Genomic DNA, 16923 nt, shown 5'->3' on the forward strand with positions numbered 1-16923 from the left:
CTCGCGATTAACTTTCGAGGGCCTCAAATGCTCACATGAGGAATTCGAATAACAGGACGGGTCTGGAGCTATTTTTGTCCGGTTTTTGGTGGCCTTCCGTCAGGGCGCGAGAGACCGAGCGTCTTCCTATCGCGCCGGTACATCCTCGACACTGCTTCGTTATCGTAATCCGGTGGTCCCTCGGCCTCGACCTCGCAGACGCGCTTGTGGGCTGTGCGGACCTTCTTCTCGTTCTTGCTCTCTGGAATACTGCCATCGTGTGCGGCCGCCATGATGATGTGACCAAGTATCTTGGCCGCTTCCACTTCGGGCAGCGTGCGCAGGAGGTGGAGCGTCCCGCGATGCACGAGCACGGACTCGGGTAGCTCCGCGTTCACGTCTATGAGGCTGGGGTCAATGAACAGCCGACGTCGCTCCGTCGGTTTCGGCAACCCGCATCTCTCGGTCTTCGGCTTTTTCTTTTTGGTCTTCGGCTTCGTCGCCAGCTTCCTCTGCTTAGCGTTTGACATGCTTCAATTCCACGATTTCGGCGTCGCCGCCCCCACCGACACCGAGGCGGCTCGCAATCTCAGAGCCCACACGTTCGGCGGCGCGTCGTAGCGGGTCATCGGCAAGGTGAGCGTACCGCTGCGTCGCCTGCACCGATTTATGACCGAGGAGGGCGCCAGTGATTTGCAAGCCAAGGCCCGACGAGGCCGATACAGCGCCGGCTGTGTGGCGCAAATCGTGGCCGCGGACATCGGGCAGGCCGGCTGCGGCACGAACGCGTTGCCACGCTCGCTTGATGTCGGCGCGGGGCTTATTCTCCACCGTCGACGCGATGACGAAGCGGCCGATGCGCGGCAGCTCGCTCAGAATTTGCAGCGCAGGGGCGTTGAGGATGACTGGCCGGCGACCCCGCTTGGCCTCACTCAGGTTGATGACACCGCGCTCGAAATCGACACGCGTCCATTCGAGATTGAGGACTTCGCGCAGGCGGCAGCCGGTGAGCAGCAGGAGCCGGATAGCCGCTGCCGCGAACTGGTCGATGATGACGCTCCGCGATCTAGGGTCATCGCCAGACTGCACCGGCAGGCCGACAGTCTCGGCTTGGCGGATGGCTTCACCGAGACGCGTCAGCTCCTCCGAAGTCAGGAAGCGTTCCTTGCCTTCCTCGACGACACGCTCCACTTCGGTTGCGGCAGCTGGATTGTGACTCTTCTGGCAATGACCGTTCTTTCCCGCCCACGTGAACAGGCTGGAGAGGACGCGAAGGGTTTTGTTGCGCTGGGCAGGGTGCTCGTGCAGGGCTTTGGCGACGCGTCCAATTGCCGCCGTGTTGATGTCATCCAGCGCGTGGCTGCCGATCCGGGGGATGACGTGCAGGCGAAGGGCGCGGGCATAGCCGTCTTGCGTGCTCGCCTTGCGCTTGGCGGCCTTCTTCGCCTTAGCCTTCTCGTCCATGGGGTCGAAGCCGAGCCAGAGCTTGGTCACGTCATGCAGGCTGAGCGCAGCCCGCCTAGCGGCTCTGTCGGCGGCCGGGTCTATTCCCCGGTTCACGGCGGCGAGCAGTTGCTTGGCCTCGGCGCGGGCCTGCGATGCGTTCCACGTCTCGACACGGCCGATGGTGACGGTCTGGCTCTTGCCCCGCCGGCTGTATTTGACGGCATAGCTCTTGGCGCCGCTGGGTTGGACCCGGAGGTACAAACCCGGGAGTGCGTCATCCTTGAACCACTGTTCGCGGTCGGTGGGTTGCACGGCGACGACGCTGGCGTCGGTGAATTTCATGGCGCGTGGTCCGCGAGAAGGCTGCGAGAAGCGTGTGAGAGAATTCGAAGTGAATTCGCAGCAAACCAAACTACGCTTAAGGGCTTGATACAAGCGAAGAAATCAATTCAATGGAATTCGATGGAATATCAGTTAGTTGGCTGCCCCAACATTCGTAATGACGGGGTCGGGGGTTCGAATCCCTCTTGCGGCACCAGCCTTCGCAGGCTGCGCCTGCTTCGGCTCGGCAAGCCGCTTCGTAGTGAAGGCCGCCACGCCATAGCCCGAAGGGCGACGGCGGGCTCCCCCGTTTTGCTCGATTGGTACAGGCCAGCTTCAAGGCCGTGCTTAAGCTCCGCGTGATTCTCCTCACATAATCTCGCGCGTCTCTCCCCTAGTGTCCCCTCACGCAAACACGGGGAGATTTCACATGCGCAAGATCATTCTGGTTGCGGCCATGGTTCTGGTCTCTGCATCGGCCCAGGCGGGCGGCGCACGCAGCCTCTCGCTGGCCTCGGCCAACGATCAGGCCCCGGCACCGCAAGGCACTGTCGCGCCGCCGGCCAACACCACGCAGGTGAGCGAAGTCGCTCCGGTGGCTACGGCTCCGACCTATGTCGATCGTCCGACGGCGGTTTCGACCACCGCGCCAGCTGCGACCACAACCACATCGACATCATCGCCTGCTGCGGCCCAGCCTGCGCCGAAGACGACGAAGGTGGACAAGCCCAGGCATCACAAGACCTGGACCGAAGGCCGGATCATCAGCGAACTGCATCGCCACGGCATCTACTGGTAAGCGACGGCGCTCCTCCCAAAACAAAATGGCCGGGCTGAGCCCGGCCATCGCATTCTCGTCGAACCTCAAACGCCTAGCGTTGCGAGACGGTCTGCACCACGCTCGACACCGGGCGCGCATTGGTCGCACTGCTGGACCCCGGCACCTTCAGCTCCTTGAGGATGGCTTCGTCATACTCAGGAAGCGATTCGAACGTCGTCTTCGCCTTGATCTGCACGACCTTGTAGCCACCGGCCTTGAGGCGCGCGAGCAGCGTCGGCAGTGCTTCGCCGGTGCGCTTCTGGAAATCGTGCATCAGGATGATGCCCTTGCCGAGCTTGTCGAGCTTGGTCATCACGTTGCTGATGATCTTGTCCGGCGTGCTCTCCTTGCGGAAGTCGAAGGAGTCGAGGTCGGTCGAGAAGATCCCGACATTGCGGGTGCCGAGATAGCTCACCAGCGCCGGATTTTGCGACAGCTGCGGGAAGCGGAAGAACGGCGACGGATTGGTGCCGAGCGCCCATTTCACGGCGCTGAAGCCCTTCTCGATCTCATCCTTGGCCTGCTGCTCCGTCATCTTCTTGCCGGCGAGATTGACGTGCGACCAGGTGTGCGTGCCGACCGTGTGGCCCTGGGCCAGAACCTGGCGCAGGATTTCCGGATGCCAGCTGGCGTGCTTGCCGACCGAGAAGAACAGGCCCTTGGTGCATTCATCGGCCAGAGCCTTCAGCACCGCCGGCGTGTTGTGCGGCCAGGGGCTGTCGTCGAAGGTCAGCACGACCTCCTTGTCGGCGAGGAAATCAAACTGCTTGTACTGTTCGAAGCCGAAACCCGGGCCGCCGGTGGTGTCGATCTCGACCACGCGCGAGACGCCGAGTGCATTGGGATTGGTGCAAGTCGTGTCCTGAACTGGTGCCACCGCCGGTGCCGGCGCGGGAGCAGGCGCTGCGGCAGGAACGGCAGGCTTGCCCGCGATCGCCGCGGTGGTCTCGACATCATCCTTGGCGGCAAGCTTGACCGGCGCCGGCAGAGGATCGGCGGCACGGGCGGCTGTTGTTTTGGGGGCGCCCTGGTCGGCGCGCGCGGAATAAAAGTACCAACCTCCGGCGATCACGATCGCCGCAACCACACTGGCCAGCATCAGGCCCAACGCATTACGCATCGCTACTCTTTCCAATTACGCAACCAAACCAGCGGAATTTCCCGCGTCGCGAGCCATTAATGCGAAGGAACAGTTAACGTGACACCAACACGACAGCGGTTGCAGAGGAATTTCAGGCGGGTGCGCCAAAGTGACCGAGGTCACAGTGGGTGGGCCGCCCGTGACCGTCATCACAGTGGAAACTGTTTTGCTGGAGCATCGTAGTTCCCATCGACAACGGGCCCGCTGCGGCGGCGCCAATGGGAGCTGCAAATGACCAAGTCGTTCACTGCCAAGATCACTGCAAAGATCCGCGACACCAGCCTGGCTCTGGGCTTTGCCGCCATCGTCTCGATCGTCTCGACGACCTCGAGCTTCGCCTTCTCGGCCGAGGCGCAGCAGATGTGCACCGGCGACGCCTTCCGCCTGTGCTCGTCAGAGATCCCCAACATTCCGAAGATCACGGCGTGCATGATGAAGCATCGCACGGACCTGAGCGCCGGCTGCCGCGCGGTGATGGACAAGGACCTCGCCAAGGGCGCGTCACGCAAGGTTGCTGACGCTCAGGACGGTCAGTAAGCGCGCAGCGATCGCGACGTTTGCGTCGTTAGCTCCCTGCCGATGTGCCCCGGCGCCATGCCGGGGCCACGCGGTGGTGCCAGTCGACCTGCGCCATCCGTCTCCCAATAAATCCGTTGCGGCCTTGGGATCGTCGCACTAGCTTCGCCCGCACATCTTGAGGGTATGAGGCATTCCGCGATGGCCAGATTTCTTTTCATCATTCCTTTGGTCCTGTGCGCTTCCGGCGCCTCGGCGCAGCAGCAGCCCGGTCACGATGCCTGCGCGCGCGACGTCACGCGCCATTGCCGCGCCGTGATGAGCAATGGCGATAGCGCCGTGCTCGCCTGCCTGAAAGAGCACCGCGCGCGCCTCAGCAAGGCCTGCGACAAGATGCTGACGGATCACGGTCAGTAGCGATCGGGGCTACGAAGCGTCTAGCGACTGATGCTGCTCCCCGCAGCGGTCGCGACAACGGGCAGCACTTCGCTTGCCGCGCGATCCGGCGTCTCTTCCTTCCAGCGTACCGAGCCGAATGGCCGCTCCAGCATGCGGCGGATCCGCACCGGATCAGAGCCGATGTGGAAATCGATCGCCTGCTGATGCAGCGCGCGTTCGGACTGGGTCGAGCGGTTGCGCTGGCGCAGATAATCGAACCAGGTCGGGCAGTGATAGCGCTCGGTCCACAATTCGGGATCGGCAATGTCGCGCGCGATCGACCAGCCATAGGCGCCGTTGCGCTGCCGGGAGAGCTGCACGTCCTGCATCACATTGTGGAAGGCGCGCGCGTTTTCCTGGGCGACGCGATATTCGATCTCGACCACCAGCGGGCCGCTGCGCCCGGTGAGCGACAGCTTGACTTCAGGATCGGCCAGCACGTCGGCATCCTCGTTGCGGGCGCCGACGCGCGGCATTGCAAGCCAGATCCCCAGGAGCGGCGAGACCAGCATCAGGCTGGCGGCCGTGAGCAGCGCGACCTCGACGCCGGCATAGTCGGTGAGATGGCCCCAGCCCCAGGCGCCGATCGCGATGCCACCGGAAATCGAGGCCTGAAACGCGGCGAGCGATCGACCGGCGACCCAGCGCGGCGCCGAGAGCTGCACACCGATGTTGAACAGCGCCACCGCCGCCATCCAGACCGCGCCGGCCAGCACCAGCGCGGCCGCGGTCAGCACCGGCTCGGTGCTCAAGGCAATCGCAGCCATCGCAAAGGCCATGGAGATCGTGCAGGCGCGGATCGCAGCCTCGCCGCTCATGCGCTTGCGCAGCTCGTGGATGTTGAGCGCGCCGACCACCGCGCCCATGCCGAATGCGCCCAGCATGATGCCGTAGGTTTGCGCGCCACCATGCAACAGATCGCGCGCGACCAGTGGCATCAACGCCATGATCGCGCCGCCGATCAGTCCCATCACCAGCGTGCGCAACAGCACGATCTTGATCGGCGGCGAGTTGGTGATGTAGCGGAAGCCCGAAACCATCGCGCGGTTGAGCTTCTCCCGCGGCAGCCGCGACGGTTCGACCACGCGCCGCCAGAGCACGAGCACGATCAGAAGCGGAAGATAGAGGATCGCGTTGCAGGCGAATGCCGCGACCGCGCCGGCTGCGGCGACGATGACGCCGCCGACCGCGGGGCCGAAGCTGCGCGCGATGTTGTAGCTGATGCCGTTCAGCGCCACCGCCGACGGCAATGCATCCGGCGGCACCTGCTCGCTGACCGAGGATTGCCAGGCCGGGCCGAACAGCGCATTGCCGCTGCCGACCACGAAGCAGAAGGCGAGCAGCGATTCCGGGGCGATGAGCTTGAGCCCGGCCAGGATCGTGAGGGCGGACGCGCCCGTCAGCGCGATCATGAGGGCCACCAGCGTCACGATGCGGCGGTCATACATGTCGGCGATGGCGCCGGCCGGCATCGAGATCAGCATGATCGGCAGCATCAAGGCGGTCTGGACCAATGCCACCTTGTCGGCGGAGGCCGCCATCTGCGTCATCGCCCAGGCCGCGCCCACGCCCTGGATCAGGAGGCCGAGATTGGAGAGCAGGCTGGCGAGCCAGATGCGCCGGAATACGGTGTACCGCAGGGGGGCGGTGATGCCGTCGGCGGAACGTCTCTGACGGTTCGTCTGCTCGGTCATATACCCTTCCAAGTCGTCTGGCAGAAATGGCTTGAATAATTCCGGCAGGCCCAGTGATGCCTGCGAAAGTCCTTCGCTGTCCAGTGGTTAGGCCGCTATAAGCAGTGCAAAGACATGGTTTTATCGGGGAGGATCGGATGAGGCTGTCACGACGGACAATTCTGCAAGGTGCGGCTAGCGTGCCTTTCGCGGTTGCGAGCTTGCGGATGGGGGCACTGGCGCAAACATCGTCCACGACCAGCAGTTCCGAAGTGCCGCCGATCCTGTTCGTCCATGGCAATGGCGATTACGACGCGCTCTGGATCACGACGTTGTGGCGGATGGAATCCAACGGCATCGCGCGCGACCGCATGATGGCGATCAATTTCAACAGCCCCAGTGCGCGTGCCGATGACACGGTCGAGCAGGCCAACCGGTCCTCGACCGAGGACCAGCGCCGGGAGCTTGCCGCTGCCATCGCTGAACTGAAACGCCGCACCGGTGCGGCGCGCGTGGCGCTGGTCGGCAATTCGCGCGGCGGCAATTCGATCCGCAACGTCATCAAGAATGGCGGCGCCGGCGATGTCAGTCACGCGGTGCTGTGCGGCACGCCCAATCACGGCGTGTTTGCGCTCGACGCGCTGCTCGGCAGCGAGTTCAACGGACGAGGGGCCTTCCTGCGCGGCTTGAACGAGGGCGAGAGCGAGGTGACGCCGGGTGTCGCCTTCCTGACCTTGCGCAGCGACGGCATGGACAAATATGCGCAGCCCGACGGCCGCTTCATGGGCAAGCCGGGCGTGCCGACCAATGTCACCGCCGAGGGGCCGGAGCTGAAGGGCGCGACCAATCTCGTGCTCGGCACGATCGATCATCGCGAGACGGCGTATCATCCGCGGGCGTTCCGCGAGATCTACAAATTCATCGCCGGTCGCGAGCCCGCGCGCATCGCGATCACACCGGAGCGGACGGTCCATATCGGTGGACTGGTCACGGGCGCCGCGGATGGCGCGCCGACCAATCGCCCGGTGGCCGGCGCAACTGTCGAGATCTACCATGTCGACCGCGAGAGCGGGGAGCGCAAAGGCGAATTGTTGTATCGCTTGATCACGGCGGCCGACGGCCGCTGGGGGCCGGCCGAGGTCGATCCCGCCTCTCCGCTCGAGATCGTCCTGACCTCGCCGGACGCCCCGACCACGCACTTCTACCGCTCGCCCTTCCCGCGTTCCTCCAATGTCGTGCATTTGCGCGCCGCGCGGCCCTTCCTTCCGGCAGAGAAGGATGCCGGCGCGGTCGTGATCATGTCGCGCCCGCGCGGCTATTTCGGGCTGCCGCGCGACACCGTCCTGCTTGATGGCCGCGAGCCTGCCGATGTCACGCCGGGCGTGCCCACGGATGCGACAGCAACCCTGCGCCTTTCGGCCAGCGAGGTTGGACGTAACATCGTGGCCCAGTTCAACGAAGAACGAATCGTGGCGCGCGCCTGGCCGGCCTCCGAGAACAGGATTGCGGTTGCCGAGCTGACTTACTAGCTATTTGCTTGCGTCAGGTCTGCGGGAGAGAGCCATGAACATCGCCAGCGTGCGCCGGCCCATCATCCCGCCGACCCCGCCGCGCGCGCCCGACAACATGTCGTTGTTCGGCCGTATCGCGGTGATCAAGCAGAACATGATCGCGACCTGGGGGCAGCGTGCCTATGAGGAAGAAGTCATCCAGGGCCGCTTCTTCCTGCACAAGAGTTTCATCCTGAACCAGCCGGACGCAATCCGGCACGTCCTGCTCAGCAACTACCAGAATTACACGCGAACCCCGGCGGGCATCCGCATGCTGCGTCCGGTGCTCGGCGAGGGTCTCCTGCTCGCCGAAGGCCACGCCTGGACATTTCAACGGCGTACGCTGTCGCCGGCCTTCACGCCGCGTGCTACCGCCAATCTCGTGCCACACATGACGGCGGTGCTCGACGAGACCATCGCGAAGCTCGAGACCCGAACCGGGGAGCCGGTCGATCTGCGCGAAATCATGCAGCGCATGACGCTCGAGATTGCCGGCCGCACGATGTTCTCGTTCGGGATGGACCAGCACGGTCCGACCTTGCGCAACTTCGTCATGGAATATGGCGAGCGGCTCGGGCGGGCCCACTTCCTCGACATGGTTCTGCCGGTGTCATGGCCGACGCCGATGGATCGGGCCCGCGCCCGCTTCCGCAAGCGCTGGGTCGAATTCGTCGCGATGCTGATCGCCGAACGGCGTGCGGTGGGCAAGAAGGACGGCGCGCCGCCGCGCGATCTGTTCGATCTCATGGACGAGGCGCGCGATCCTGAAACGAGCAAGGGCTTTTCCGACGGGCAACTGGTCGACGAGGTCGCGACCATGATCCTGGCGGGCCATGAGACGACCGCGACTGCGCTGTTCTGGGCGCTCTATCTGCTGGCGCTCGACCCCGACACGCAGGAGGAGGTCGCGTCCGAGACGCGCGGCGAGCATCTCGTCAGCATGGCCGATATCGACCGGCAGAAATTCACCCGCGCGGTGATCGACGAGACCATGCGGCTCTATCCGCCGGCCTTCCTCGTTGCGCGCGCCGCGCGCGACAAGGACATCGTGGCCGGGGCCGAGGTCAGCAAGGGCGACATCATCATGATCGCCCCCTGGCTGCTGCACCGGCACGAGAAGCTGTGGGATCAGCCCAACGCGTTCATCCCGAAGCGCTTTATGTCGAAAGAGCCGCCCGATCGCTTTGCCTATCTGCCATTCGGTGCCGGCCCGCGCGTCTGCATCGGTGCGCCGTTCGCGCAGGCCGAATCCGTGCTGGCGCTGGCGCGGTTGATCGGGGCGTTCCGCATCGAGCTGGCGGACGCAACGCCGGTCATTCCATTCGGCGTCGTCACGACCCAGCCGGACCACTCACCCATGTTCCGCATCACGCGCCGGTGACAGGCCCGCGTCTGGCCGCCGGCGTGATCCACCCCACATAGAGTTGCACCATGAGCAACATCCAGGCCCAGATTTCCGTTCTGAAGCAGACCGCAGATCCTGCCGTCGTCGAGGCCATCGCGCAGCTGATCGCGAGTGGTCCCGATCGCGACCTCAACCGCATCAACGCATTGGATTTTGCCGATCGTACCGGGCTCGATCAGGAAAAGGTCATTTCCGGATTCCTGCATGCCTCGCGGCTCGGCCTGTTCGACATCGGCTGGAACGTGCTGTGTCCGGGCTGCGGAGGTGTTCTGGGTGCACACACGACTCTGAAATCACTGAAGCACGAAGACTACAATTGTGCGCTTTGCGCGGCCGGATACGAGGCGTCGGTCGACGAGATGGTCGAGGTCGCTTTCACCGTCAGCCCGCAAGTCCGCCGCATCGGCGCTCACGATCCCGACACATTGCCGATCTGGGAATATACGCGACAGATGTTCTGGAGTTCCGGCGTCGACATCAACGAAGAGGCTTTTTCGCGCCTGATCAACGAAGTGACGTTGGAAGCGTTGGAATTGCCTGCCGGCGAAAAGGCGATCCTCTCGCTCAATCTGCCGAGCCAGTTCATCATCGTCTTCGAGCCGGTCACCCATTCCGCCCATTTCCTGGATGTCCAGGGCGAGCCGACCAGCGAACGCCAGCAGTTCTCGATCATGTTCAACAATCTGGAAGCGCCGACGGGGACCACAGTGATGCGCCCCGGGCCGTTGCGACTGACACTCGAAAATCAATCGAGCAATCGCGTGTTGCCCTCGGTCTGGATTGCCGCCGACGCGCTGCACGAGATAATCGGTAAGCGCAAGCCGATCCTGACCGCCAAGAGAATGTTGTCGAACCAGACGTTCCGCGACGTCTTCAAGGCCGACAATCTCAATGTCGACCAACGATTGAAGATCACGTCGCTGACGTTCCTGTTCACCGACCTGAAGGGTTCGACGGCGTTGTACGAGCGGGTCGGCGACCTCAGCGCGTTTGATCTCGTGCGCGCGCACTTTCGGGCGATACTGGAGATCATCGCCGCCGAGAAAGGCGCCGTCGTGAAGACGATCGGCGATGCCGTCATGGCGACCTTCGTCAGGCCCGAGCACGCGATCGCTGCGGGTCTGCGCATGCGCGCGGCCATGGATGATCTGAACAAGCAGCGCGGCGCCAACGATCTCATTCTCAAGATCGGCATCCATGAAGGCCCGTGCCTTGCCGTGATGCTCAACGAGCGGCAGGATTATTTCGGCCAGACCGTCAACATCGCCGCCCGCGTGCAGAGCCTGTCGACCGCGCAGGAGATCCACATCACCGGTCCGGTGCTGGATGCGCCGGCGGTTGCCGAGATCCTTCAGCGGCGCGAGATCAAGCCGATCCAGAAGCAGGCGGCTCTGCGCGGCATCGCCGACAAGATGGTGGTGTATGAGATACCGTGAGGCAACCGCGCGTTAACGCCGCCCACATTGCTGAAACGTAATGCAGCGCGCGGAACTGACGCACGTTGCGCCGGTTGAGTTTCCCGCTCATATAATGCTGGTAGCGGCCCCGCTTCCCCGCGACGTCATCGATTTCGGTAGGACCTTATGCTCGACGGCTTGCGTCAATTCATCGCCGACATTATTGCCCCTCATGCCGGGGATCGCGCCTTTGGCGACAGCGATTACCGGCTGGCGGCAACCGCACTGCTCGTTCACGTGGTTTCGCTGGACGGCCAGCCGACGCAGACCGAGCAGCGCAAGCTGCACAGCCTGATCGAAAGCCATTTCGGGCTTGACCGTGGCACGGCTGACCGGTTGATCGCGGATGCGACGGAGGTCGAGGGCGAAGCGGTCGATCTCTACCACTTCACCAGCGTGATCATGCGCTCGCTCAACGAAGACGCCCGCAGGCGCATCGTCCAGATGATGTGGGAGCTGGTCTATGCCGACGGCCAGGTCACCGAGTTCGAGGACAACGTCGTCTGGCGCGCCTCCGACCTGCTCGGGATATCCCAGCGCGACCGGATCGATCTCAAGCACGCCGTCGCGGAGCGTGCCGGCGGTCAAGTCAAGGACGGTGTGCTCGGCGGCTGAGGGGTCGCCGGCGCGGCGTGATTGCTGGTTGTATCGATCACATGACGAAACTTTAATGTAGCCGCCGGAGCGTCCCGGTTCCGGATGTCCCTGTAAATTCGGGGTTTTCTCGCCCTCCCTGTTAGCTGCTCAGGCAGCCATGCTACGAGCGCCGCTTGCTTGTCGCGCGTAGCCTATGCTCCAGTTCCGCTGTTTCGGGGCCAAAAAACTTCAATTCAAGAGACTGCGATCGTGACTGAGCGGGTAACGTTGATCACCGGTGCGTCGGCGGGCATCGGCACCGAGCTGGCGCGTGTGTTTGCCGCGAACGGACATCGTCTCGCGCTGACGGCGCGACGCGCGGACCGGCTCGAGGCGCTCGCGAACGAGCTCGCTACGACATGCGGCAAGAAGCCGATCGTGATCGCCTGCGATCTCCAGCAAGCCGATGCCGGCGAGCGGATCGCCGCCGCGCTTGCCGCGGAAGAGGTCGAGCTCGACAACCTCGTCAACAATGCCGGTTTCGGTGTATTCGGTGATGCGATCGAACGCGACCGCGACGAGCAGGTCGGCATTGTCGACGTTAACGTCCGCGCGCTGACCGATCTGTCGCTGCGCTTTGCCGACCAGCTCGTCAGGAACAAGGGCGGCCTGCTCAATGTCGGCTCGGTCGCGGGCTTCCTGCCCGGTCCCGGCATGGCCGTCTATTACGCGTCGAAGGCCTATGTGATTTCGCTCACCGAGGCATTGCGGGCAGAGCTCGCGCCGCGCGGCGTGCGCGTGACCGTGCTGTGCCCGGGTCCGGTGCAGACTGAATTCCAGGGGCGCGCCGGCGTCGGCTCCGGGCACGACACGGCGATGCTCAACGTCCCTGCCGCCGACGTTGCGCGGCAGGCTTATCGTGGGCTGATGGCGAACAAACGGGCAGTGCTGCCGGGTCTCGGCATCAAGATTGTGCCGTTCGCGCTACGCTTCTTCCCGCGCGGCTTCATCCTGTCCGCTACCAGCCGGTTCCAGCGGCAGCGGCACTGAAGCAAGCCCGAAGCACCCGTGGTGGCCCGGAGCTTGCTTAGTAGGGCTGCGTGTGTGCGCAAACTCACACGATGTTAACCTACGCTTAGCTATGCTGGCGGCTTGAACCGATAGCACTCGTAAAAGGCCATGTCGTTTCGGACGGAGAGGTTTGGTGGCGCAGAAGTGGTGCCCTTCCCCGGAAGGACGCCAGGCGCGGCCGCCTCCGAGCCGCTCCGGCCGGTTCTGATCGTGCTGCACCAGGAATCCTCGACACCCGGCCGAATCGGCAATGCGCTGCGCGCGCTCGGCCATCGCCTCGATATCCGCCGTCCGCGATTCGGCGATCCCCTGCCCGACACACTCGACCAGCATGCCGGTGCAGTCGTGTTCGGCGGTCCGATGAGCGCAAATGATTCGGAAGATTACGTCAGGCGCGAAATCGACTGGATCGAAGTTCCGCTTCGCGAGCAGCGGCCGTTCCTCGGCATTTGCCTGGGCGCGCAGATGCTGGCGAAGCAGCTTGGCGCGCGGGTCGCACCGCATGCGCAGGCGCTGACCCAGATCGGCTATTACCCGATCCGCCCGACCGCGGCAGGTCGCGCGCTCTGTCCTGACTGGCCGGCGCAGGTCTATCATTGGCATCGCGAAGGCTTCGAGCTGCCTGACGGCACCGAGCTGCTTGCCGAGGGCGATGACTTTCCCAACCAGGCATTCCGTGCCGGCAACGCCTTCGGCGTGCAGTTTCATCCTGACGTGACCTACGCCATGATGCATTGCTGGACCACGCGTGGCTATGACGGTCTCAGCGCGCCGGGCGCCCGCGAGCGGCATCATCACTTCGCGGACCGTGCCGTTTACGATGCCGCGGAACGCGCCTGGCTCGATCATTTCGTCGACGGCTGGCTGGCGCGCCGGCCGCTTCTGGCGCAAGCCGCCGAGTAATCGCGCCTCCACGCAAGCCCTCGCCTCATCCCTGACTATGCTAGGCTCGCTGCCGTTGAGCGCGCGCCAACGCGTGCCGGCCAATACAGGGAGAGCGCGATGGCCTATGAGCACATTCTCTATGAGGTGAGCGATAGAATCGCGACCATCACGCTCAATCGCCCCGACCGCATGAATGCGTGGACGCCTGTCATGGAGCGCGACGTGCGCCATGCGATGGAAACCTCAAACGCCGATGACAATGTCCGCGTCATCGTGCTGACAGGTGCAGGCCGGGCCTTCTGCGCCGGCGCCGACATGGATGCGCTGAAAGGGCTCGATCCCAACGATGTCAGGCGCGCTTCGAATCTGCCGCCCTTCGACATGAACCGCCGGCCGGACTGGCAGACGCGCTACGGCTTCTATCCGTCGATCGGCAAGCCTGTCATCGCCATGCTCAACGGCGCCACCGCCGGCATCGGCCTCGTCCATGCGCTCTATTGCGACCTGCGCTTTGCCGCCGACAACACCGTGTTCACCACGGCCTTCGCGCGGCGCGGCCTGATTGCCGAGCACGGCATCAGCTGGATGCTGCCGCGCATCGTCGGTCACGCCAACGCGATGGACCTCTTGCTCTCGGCACGGCGCGTGGGAAGCGACGAGGCGCTGCGAATCGGGCTGGTCAACCGGCTCTGCTCGCCGGACAAGCTGCTCGAGGAAACCTACGCCTATGCGCGCGATCTCGCCGATTTCGTCTCGCCGAGCGCGATGGCCGTGATCAAGCGCCAGCTCTACGAGGTGCCGTTCCAGACGCTGGCCGAGGCGACGATCGAGGCCAACAGGGAGATGATGGTGGCGCTCAACGGCAGCGATTTCCGCGAGGGGGTCGCGAGCTTCATGGAGAAGCGGCCGCCGAGGTTTACGGGGAAGTAGGGGAAATGGTCCGCCGTCGCCCTTCGGGCTATGGCGGGACAGCCTTCGCTCACTTCGCTACGAGAGAGCACGGCTGGCTTGCCTAGCCGAAGCTCGCGAAGCGGGCGAAGGCTGGTGGAGCCAGGCGGGATCGAACCGCCGACCTCGTCATTGCGAACGACGCGCTCTCCCAGCTGAGCTATGGCCCCTTTGCTGGCCGCTCTGGTCAAACGCGGCCGACAACCGGGCGCCATTTAAGTCCCCGCCAAGGTCAAGTCAAGGACGGGTGTAAGGGGGTTTTAGCGCCGACTTCCCTTGTTTGGGCCGGGGGGAACCGATATCTAGCCAAGAGAACCGCAACACCACCCCAAACACTGCCCAACGACACTGGCCCGGAGAGTGTTTCGCTGATGCGCCCGATAGTCTTCATTCTGATCCAGATCATCAATCTCTACATCTATCTGCTGATCGCATCGGCAATCCTGTCCTGGTTGATCGCGTTCAACGTCGTGAATACCCGCAACCAGTTCGTTGGCGCGATCGCGGAGTTTCTCTATCGGATTACCGAACCGGTCCTGGGGCCCATCAGGCGCCGGCTGCCCAGCATGGGCGGGCTCGACATCTCCCCGATCGTCGCCTTTTTCATACTCTGGTTGATCCAGCTTTATCTCGCCGAATACGTTTACCCGAACGTACCTTAAGGTCGGTGGAACCGTGATGGAGCTTTGACGGCGCCTTGACCGAACCATGGCGCATCTCCACCACGGGGGTCAGCATCGCGCTGCGGGTGACGCCGCGCGGCGGGCGTGACGGCATCGACGGGATCGAGCAGCTTTCCGACGGCCGCAGCGTGCTGAAGGTGCGTGTGCGGGCCGTCGCCGATGGCGGCGAGGCCAATCGTGCGGTGCTGGCGCTGCTGGCGAAATCGCTCGGCGTGCCCAAGGCCAGCGTCAGTCTCCTGTCGGGAGCGACGTCGCGGTTGAAGCAGGTCGCCGTCGAAGGGGATCCGGCGAGGCTTGCCCAGGCGTTGCGCGAGCTCGCGCCAGTCAAATCGACAGACGAGGGGAACTGACATGACGGCCAAGATCATCGACGGAAAAGTCATCGCAGCCGACCTTCGCGCCCGCGTCGCCGACGAGGTCGCCCGCGTCAAGCGCGAGCACAATCTGGTGCCTGGCCTTGCCGTGGTCCTGGTCGGCAACGATCCCGCCAGCGAAGTCTATGTCCGCTCCAAGCATACGCAGACCCAGGCTGCGGGCATGGCCTCGTTCGAGCACAAGCTGCCCGCGGACGTCTCGCAAGCCGAACTGATGGCGGTCGTTGCCAAGCTCAACCGCGATCCCGCCGTTCACGGCATTCTCGTGCAATTGCCGCTTCCCAAGGGGCTGAACACCGAGGCCGTGATCAACGCGATCGATCCCGCCAAGGATGTCGACGGCCTGCATCCGAACAATGCCGGCCGGCTCGCCGGCGGCTTCGAGGCGTTGTCGCCCTGTACGCCGCTCGGCTGCATCATCCTGACCAAGAGCGTGCACCCGTCCCTCGAAGGCATGAACGCCGTCGTGATCGGCCGCTCCAATCTGGTCGGCCGCCCGCTGGTGCAGTTGCTTCTGAACGAGAACGCGACGGTGACGATCGCGCATTCGCGCTCGCGCGATTTGCCTGGAATCGTGAAGCAGGCCGACCTCGTGTATGCCGCGGTCGGCAGGCCCGAGATGGTGCGCGGCGATTGGCTGAAGCCGGGTGCGACCGTGATCGACATCGGCATCAACCGTATTCCGAAGGAAGACGGCAAGACCCGTCTCGTCGGGGACGTCGCCTATCAGGAAGCGCTTGGTGTTGCCGGTGCGGTCACGCCGGTGCCCGGCGGCGTCGGCCAGATGACGGTCGCCTGCCTGCTGGTGAATACGCTACGCGCGGCTTGCGCGATCGCAGGTTTGCCGAAGCCGGCGGTGTAGTTGTCATTCCGGGGCGATGCGCAGCATCGAACCCGGAATCTCGCGCCATAACTTCCGAATTCCGGGTTCGCGCCCAGGCCCGCCCCGGAATGACGATCACGCCTTCTTTTTCTTCTCGCGCTCGATGCCTTCGAGGATCAGCTTCTGCGCGTCCTCCGGGCCGCCCCAGCGCAGGATCTTCACCCACTTGCCCTTCTCGAGATCCTTGTAGTGCTCGAAGAAGTGCTGGATCTGCTGCAGCGTGATGTCCGGCAGGTCGGCATAGGACTTCACCTTGTCGTAGCGCTGCGTCAGCTTCGACGACGGCACCGCCAGAATCTTCTCGTCGCCGCCGGCCTCGTCTTCCATGAAGAGCACGCCGACCGGGCGCACGCTCATGACGGCGCCGGGAATGATGGCGCGGGTGTTGACGATCAGCACGTCACAGGGATCGCCGTCGTCGGACAAAGTGTGCGGGATGAAGCCGTAGTTACCAGGGTAACGCATCGGCGTGTACAGGAAGCGATCGACCACCAGCGTGCCGGCTTCCTTGTCCATCTCGTACTTGATCGGTTCGCCGCCCACGGGGACTTCGATGACGACATTGACGTCGTGGGGTACGTTTTTTCCGATCGAGATAGCATCGATACGCATTAGGCAGGCTCCGTTGTCGCCGAGGTTAAATCGCGCCCGGCAGCGATTTTGGCGCTGTCATACGCGGGCTTGGCCCCCCGATCCATCGTGTTTTTGCGAAATAATGAATCCCGCGATCACCGGCTCAAACGCTGGCGGTATCGAC

At 64.0% G+C, this 16923-nt stretch carries 18 protein-coding genes and 1 tRNA gene; 13 read left to right on the forward strand and 6 right to left on the reverse strand.

The window, feature by feature from the left end:
- Positions 1-68 precede the first annotated feature (68 nt).
- Both L6639_RS09545 and L6639_RS09550 read right to left on the reverse strand, forming a co-directional pair.
- Positions 69-509 carry a hypothetical protein gene (locus L6639_RS09545; protein WP_237861106.1) on the reverse strand — a complete coding sequence of 147 codons (441 nt, stop codon included), beginning with the start codon at positions 507-509 and terminating at the stop codon, positions 69-71.
- The gene (locus L6639_RS09550) at positions 496-1767 is read right to left on the reverse strand and encodes a site-specific integrase (protein ID WP_237861109.1); all 1272 of its coding nucleotides are present in this window, start codon (positions 1765-1767) and stop codon (positions 496-498) included. The genes L6639_RS09545 and L6639_RS09550 overlap by 14 nt, the downstream gene beginning before the upstream one ends.
- Before the next feature lie 409 nt (positions 1768-2176).
- Here L6639_RS09550 and L6639_RS09555 point away from each other — a divergent pair, with 409 nt between their 5' ends.
- Positions 2177-2545: a hypothetical protein gene (locus L6639_RS09555; RefSeq protein WP_237861112.1), complete on the forward strand. Its 369-nt coding sequence runs from the start codon at positions 2177-2179 to the stop codon at positions 2543-2545.
- Between the two features lie 73 nt (positions 2546-2618).
- On the opposite strand, the gene L6639_RS09560 is transcribed toward L6639_RS09555, so the two are convergent.
- The gene (locus L6639_RS09560; RefSeq protein ID WP_237861113.1) at positions 2619-3686 is read right to left on the reverse strand and encodes a polysaccharide deacetylase family protein; all 1068 of its coding nucleotides are present in this window, start codon (positions 3684-3686) and stop codon (positions 2619-2621) included.
- Between the two features lie 252 nt (positions 3687-3938).
- Between L6639_RS09560 and L6639_RS09565 the strand changes: the two genes are divergently transcribed.
- Complete coding sequence (locus L6639_RS09565; RefSeq protein WP_237861115.1) at positions 3939-4244, forward strand: hypothetical protein; 306 nt, start codon at positions 3939-3941, stop codon at positions 4242-4244.
- A 180-nt stretch (positions 4245-4424) separates the two neighbouring features.
- Positions 4425-4640 (forward strand): hypothetical protein, encoded by a 216-nt coding sequence (locus L6639_RS09570; RefSeq protein WP_237861117.1) that lies wholly within the window; start codon positions 4425-4427, stop codon positions 4638-4640.
- A gap of 20 nt (positions 4641-4660) precedes the next feature.
- Here the strand turns inward: L6639_RS09570 and L6639_RS09575 are convergent, their stop codons facing one another.
- Complete coding sequence (locus tag L6639_RS09575) at positions 4661-6355, reverse strand: MFS transporter (RefSeq protein ID WP_237861118.1); 1695 nt, start codon at positions 6353-6355, stop codon at positions 4661-4663.
- Positions 6356-6492: 137 nt separating this feature from the next.
- On the opposite strand from L6639_RS09575, the gene L6639_RS09580 reads away from it, so the two are divergent.
- The 7 genes from L6639_RS09580 (at position 6493) to L6639_RS09610 (ending at position 14208) form a co-directional block, all read left to right on the forward strand.
- Positions 6493-7863 carry a hydrolase gene (locus L6639_RS09580; RefSeq protein ID WP_237861119.1) on the forward strand — a complete coding sequence of 457 codons (1371 nt, stop codon included), beginning with the start codon at positions 6493-6495 and terminating at the stop codon, positions 7861-7863.
- Between the two features lie 34 nt (positions 7864-7897).
- Positions 7898-9265, forward strand: a complete 1368-nt coding sequence (locus L6639_RS09585; RefSeq protein ID WP_237861121.1) for a cytochrome P450 — start codon at positions 7898-7900, stop codon at positions 9263-9265.
- A 50-nt stretch (positions 9266-9315) separates the two neighbouring features.
- Positions 9316-10725 carry an adenylate/guanylate cyclase domain-containing protein gene (locus L6639_RS09590; RefSeq protein ID WP_237861123.1) on the forward strand — a complete coding sequence of 470 codons (1410 nt, stop codon included), beginning with the start codon at positions 9316-9318 and terminating at the stop codon, positions 10723-10725.
- 147 nt (positions 10726-10872) lie between these two features.
- Positions 10873-11361, forward strand: a complete 489-nt coding sequence (locus L6639_RS09595; RefSeq protein ID WP_237861125.1) for a tellurite resistance TerB family protein — start codon at positions 10873-10875, stop codon at positions 11359-11361.
- Positions 11362-11592: 231 nt separating this feature from the next.
- Positions 11593-12372 carry an SDR family NAD(P)-dependent oxidoreductase gene (locus tag L6639_RS09600; RefSeq protein ID WP_237861126.1) on the forward strand — a complete coding sequence of 260 codons (780 nt, stop codon included), beginning with the start codon at positions 11593-11595 and terminating at the stop codon, positions 12370-12372.
- Between the two features lie 129 nt (positions 12373-12501).
- Complete coding sequence (locus L6639_RS09605; protein ID WP_237861127.1) at positions 12502-13296, forward strand: glutamine amidotransferase; 795 nt, start codon at positions 12502-12504, stop codon at positions 13294-13296.
- Between the two features lie 99 nt (positions 13297-13395).
- Complete coding sequence (locus L6639_RS09610; RefSeq protein WP_237861128.1) at positions 13396-14208, forward strand: enoyl-CoA hydratase; 813 nt, start codon at positions 13396-13398, stop codon at positions 14206-14208.
- A gap of 112 nt (positions 14209-14320) precedes the next feature.
- On the opposite strand, the gene L6639_RS09615 is transcribed toward L6639_RS09610, so the two are convergent.
- Positions 14321-14396: transfer RNA gene (locus L6639_RS09615), tRNA-Ala, on the reverse strand.
- Positions 14397-14597: 201 nt separating this feature from the next.
- On the opposite strand from L6639_RS09615, the gene L6639_RS09620 reads away from it, so the two are divergent.
- From L6639_RS09620 to folD, 3 genes are read left to right on the forward strand one after another with little or no spacing between them, the layout of a single operon-like run.
- A complete protein-coding gene (locus L6639_RS09620) occupies positions 14598-14888 on the forward strand; it encodes a YggT family protein (protein WP_057740594.1) in 291 nt (96 codons plus the stop codon).
- Between the two features lie 35 nt (positions 14889-14923).
- Positions 14924-15259, forward strand: a complete 336-nt coding sequence (locus tag L6639_RS09625; RefSeq protein WP_237861129.1) for a DUF167 domain-containing protein — start codon at positions 14924-14926, stop codon at positions 15257-15259.
- A 1-nt stretch (position 15260) separates the two neighbouring features.
- Positions 15261-16145: a bifunctional methylenetetrahydrofolate dehydrogenase/methenyltetrahydrofolate cyclohydrolase FolD gene (folD, locus tag L6639_RS09630; RefSeq protein WP_237861130.1), complete on the forward strand. Its 885-nt coding sequence runs from the start codon at positions 15261-15263 to the stop codon at positions 16143-16145.
- A 96-nt stretch (positions 16146-16241) separates the two neighbouring features.
- Here folD and ppa read toward each other — a convergent pair whose 3' ends face one another.
- Positions 16242-16778 (reverse strand): inorganic diphosphatase, encoded by a 537-nt coding sequence (ppa, locus tag L6639_RS09635; RefSeq protein ID WP_237861131.1) that lies wholly within the window; start codon positions 16776-16778, stop codon positions 16242-16244.
- Positions 16779-16923: the final 145 nt, after the last annotated feature.

This window comes from Bradyrhizobium zhengyangense (assembly GCF_022012555.1).
In the GTDB taxonomy this organism is placed as follows: domain Bacteria; phylum Pseudomonadota; class Alphaproteobacteria; order Rhizobiales; family Xanthobacteraceae; genus Bradyrhizobium; species Bradyrhizobium zhengyangense.

What these genes read in the sequence shown, in the direction of transcription:
- L6639_RS09545 (WP_237861106.1), bottom strand. Translation starts at nt 509, where the DNA reads ATGTCAAACGCTAAGCAGAGGAAGCTGGCGACGAAGCCGAAGACCAAA.
- L6639_RS09590 (WP_237861123.1), top strand. Translation starts at nt 9,316, where the DNA reads ATGAGCAACATCCAGGCCCAGATTTCCGTTCTGAAGCAGACCGCAGAT.
- L6639_RS09610 (WP_237861128.1), top strand. Translation starts at nt 13,396, where the DNA reads ATGGCCTATGAGCACATTCTCTATGAGGTGAGCGATAGAATCGCGACC.
- L6639_RS09595 (WP_237861125.1), top strand. Translation starts at nt 10,873, where the DNA reads ATGCTCGACGGCTTGCGTCAATTCATCGCCGACATTATTGCCCCTCAT.
- L6639_RS09585 (WP_237861121.1), top strand. Translation starts at nt 7,898, where the DNA reads ATGAACATCGCCAGCGTGCGCCGGCCCATCATCCCGCCGACCCCGCCG.
- L6639_RS09550 (WP_237861109.1), bottom strand. Translation starts at nt 1,767, where the DNA reads ATGAAATTCACCGACGCCAGCGTCGTCGCCGTGCAACCCACCGACCGC.
- L6639_RS09570 (WP_237861117.1), top strand. Translation starts at nt 4,425, where the DNA reads ATGGCCAGATTTCTTTTCATCATTCCTTTGGTCCTGTGCGCTTCCGGC.
- L6639_RS09555 (WP_237861112.1), top strand. Translation starts at nt 2,177, where the DNA reads ATGCGCAAGATCATTCTGGTTGCGGCCATGGTTCTGGTCTCTGCATCG.
- ppa (WP_237861131.1), bottom strand. Translation starts at nt 16,778, where the DNA reads ATGCGTATCGATGCTATCTCGATCGGAAAAAACGTACCCCACGACGTC.
- L6639_RS09575 (WP_237861118.1), bottom strand. Translation starts at nt 6,355, where the DNA reads ATGACCGAGCAGACGAACCGTCAGAGACGTTCCGCCGACGGCATCACC.
- L6639_RS09565 (WP_237861115.1), top strand. Translation starts at nt 3,939, where the DNA reads ATGACCAAGTCGTTCACTGCCAAGATCACTGCAAAGATCCGCGACACC.
- L6639_RS09580 (WP_237861119.1), top strand. Translation starts at nt 6,493, where the DNA reads ATGAGGCTGTCACGACGGACAATTCTGCAAGGTGCGGCTAGCGTGCCT.
- L6639_RS09620 (WP_057740594.1), top strand. Translation starts at nt 14,598, where the DNA reads ATGCGCCCGATAGTCTTCATTCTGATCCAGATCATCAATCTCTACATC.
- L6639_RS09560 (WP_237861113.1), bottom strand. Translation starts at nt 3,686, where the DNA reads ATGCGTAATGCGTTGGGCCTGATGCTGGCCAGTGTGGTTGCGGCGATC.
- L6639_RS09605 (WP_237861127.1), top strand. Translation starts at nt 12,502, where the DNA reads ATGTCGTTTCGGACGGAGAGGTTTGGTGGCGCAGAAGTGGTGCCCTTC.
- folD (WP_237861130.1), top strand. Translation starts at nt 15,261, where the DNA reads ATGACGGCCAAGATCATCGACGGAAAAGTCATCGCAGCCGACCTTCGC.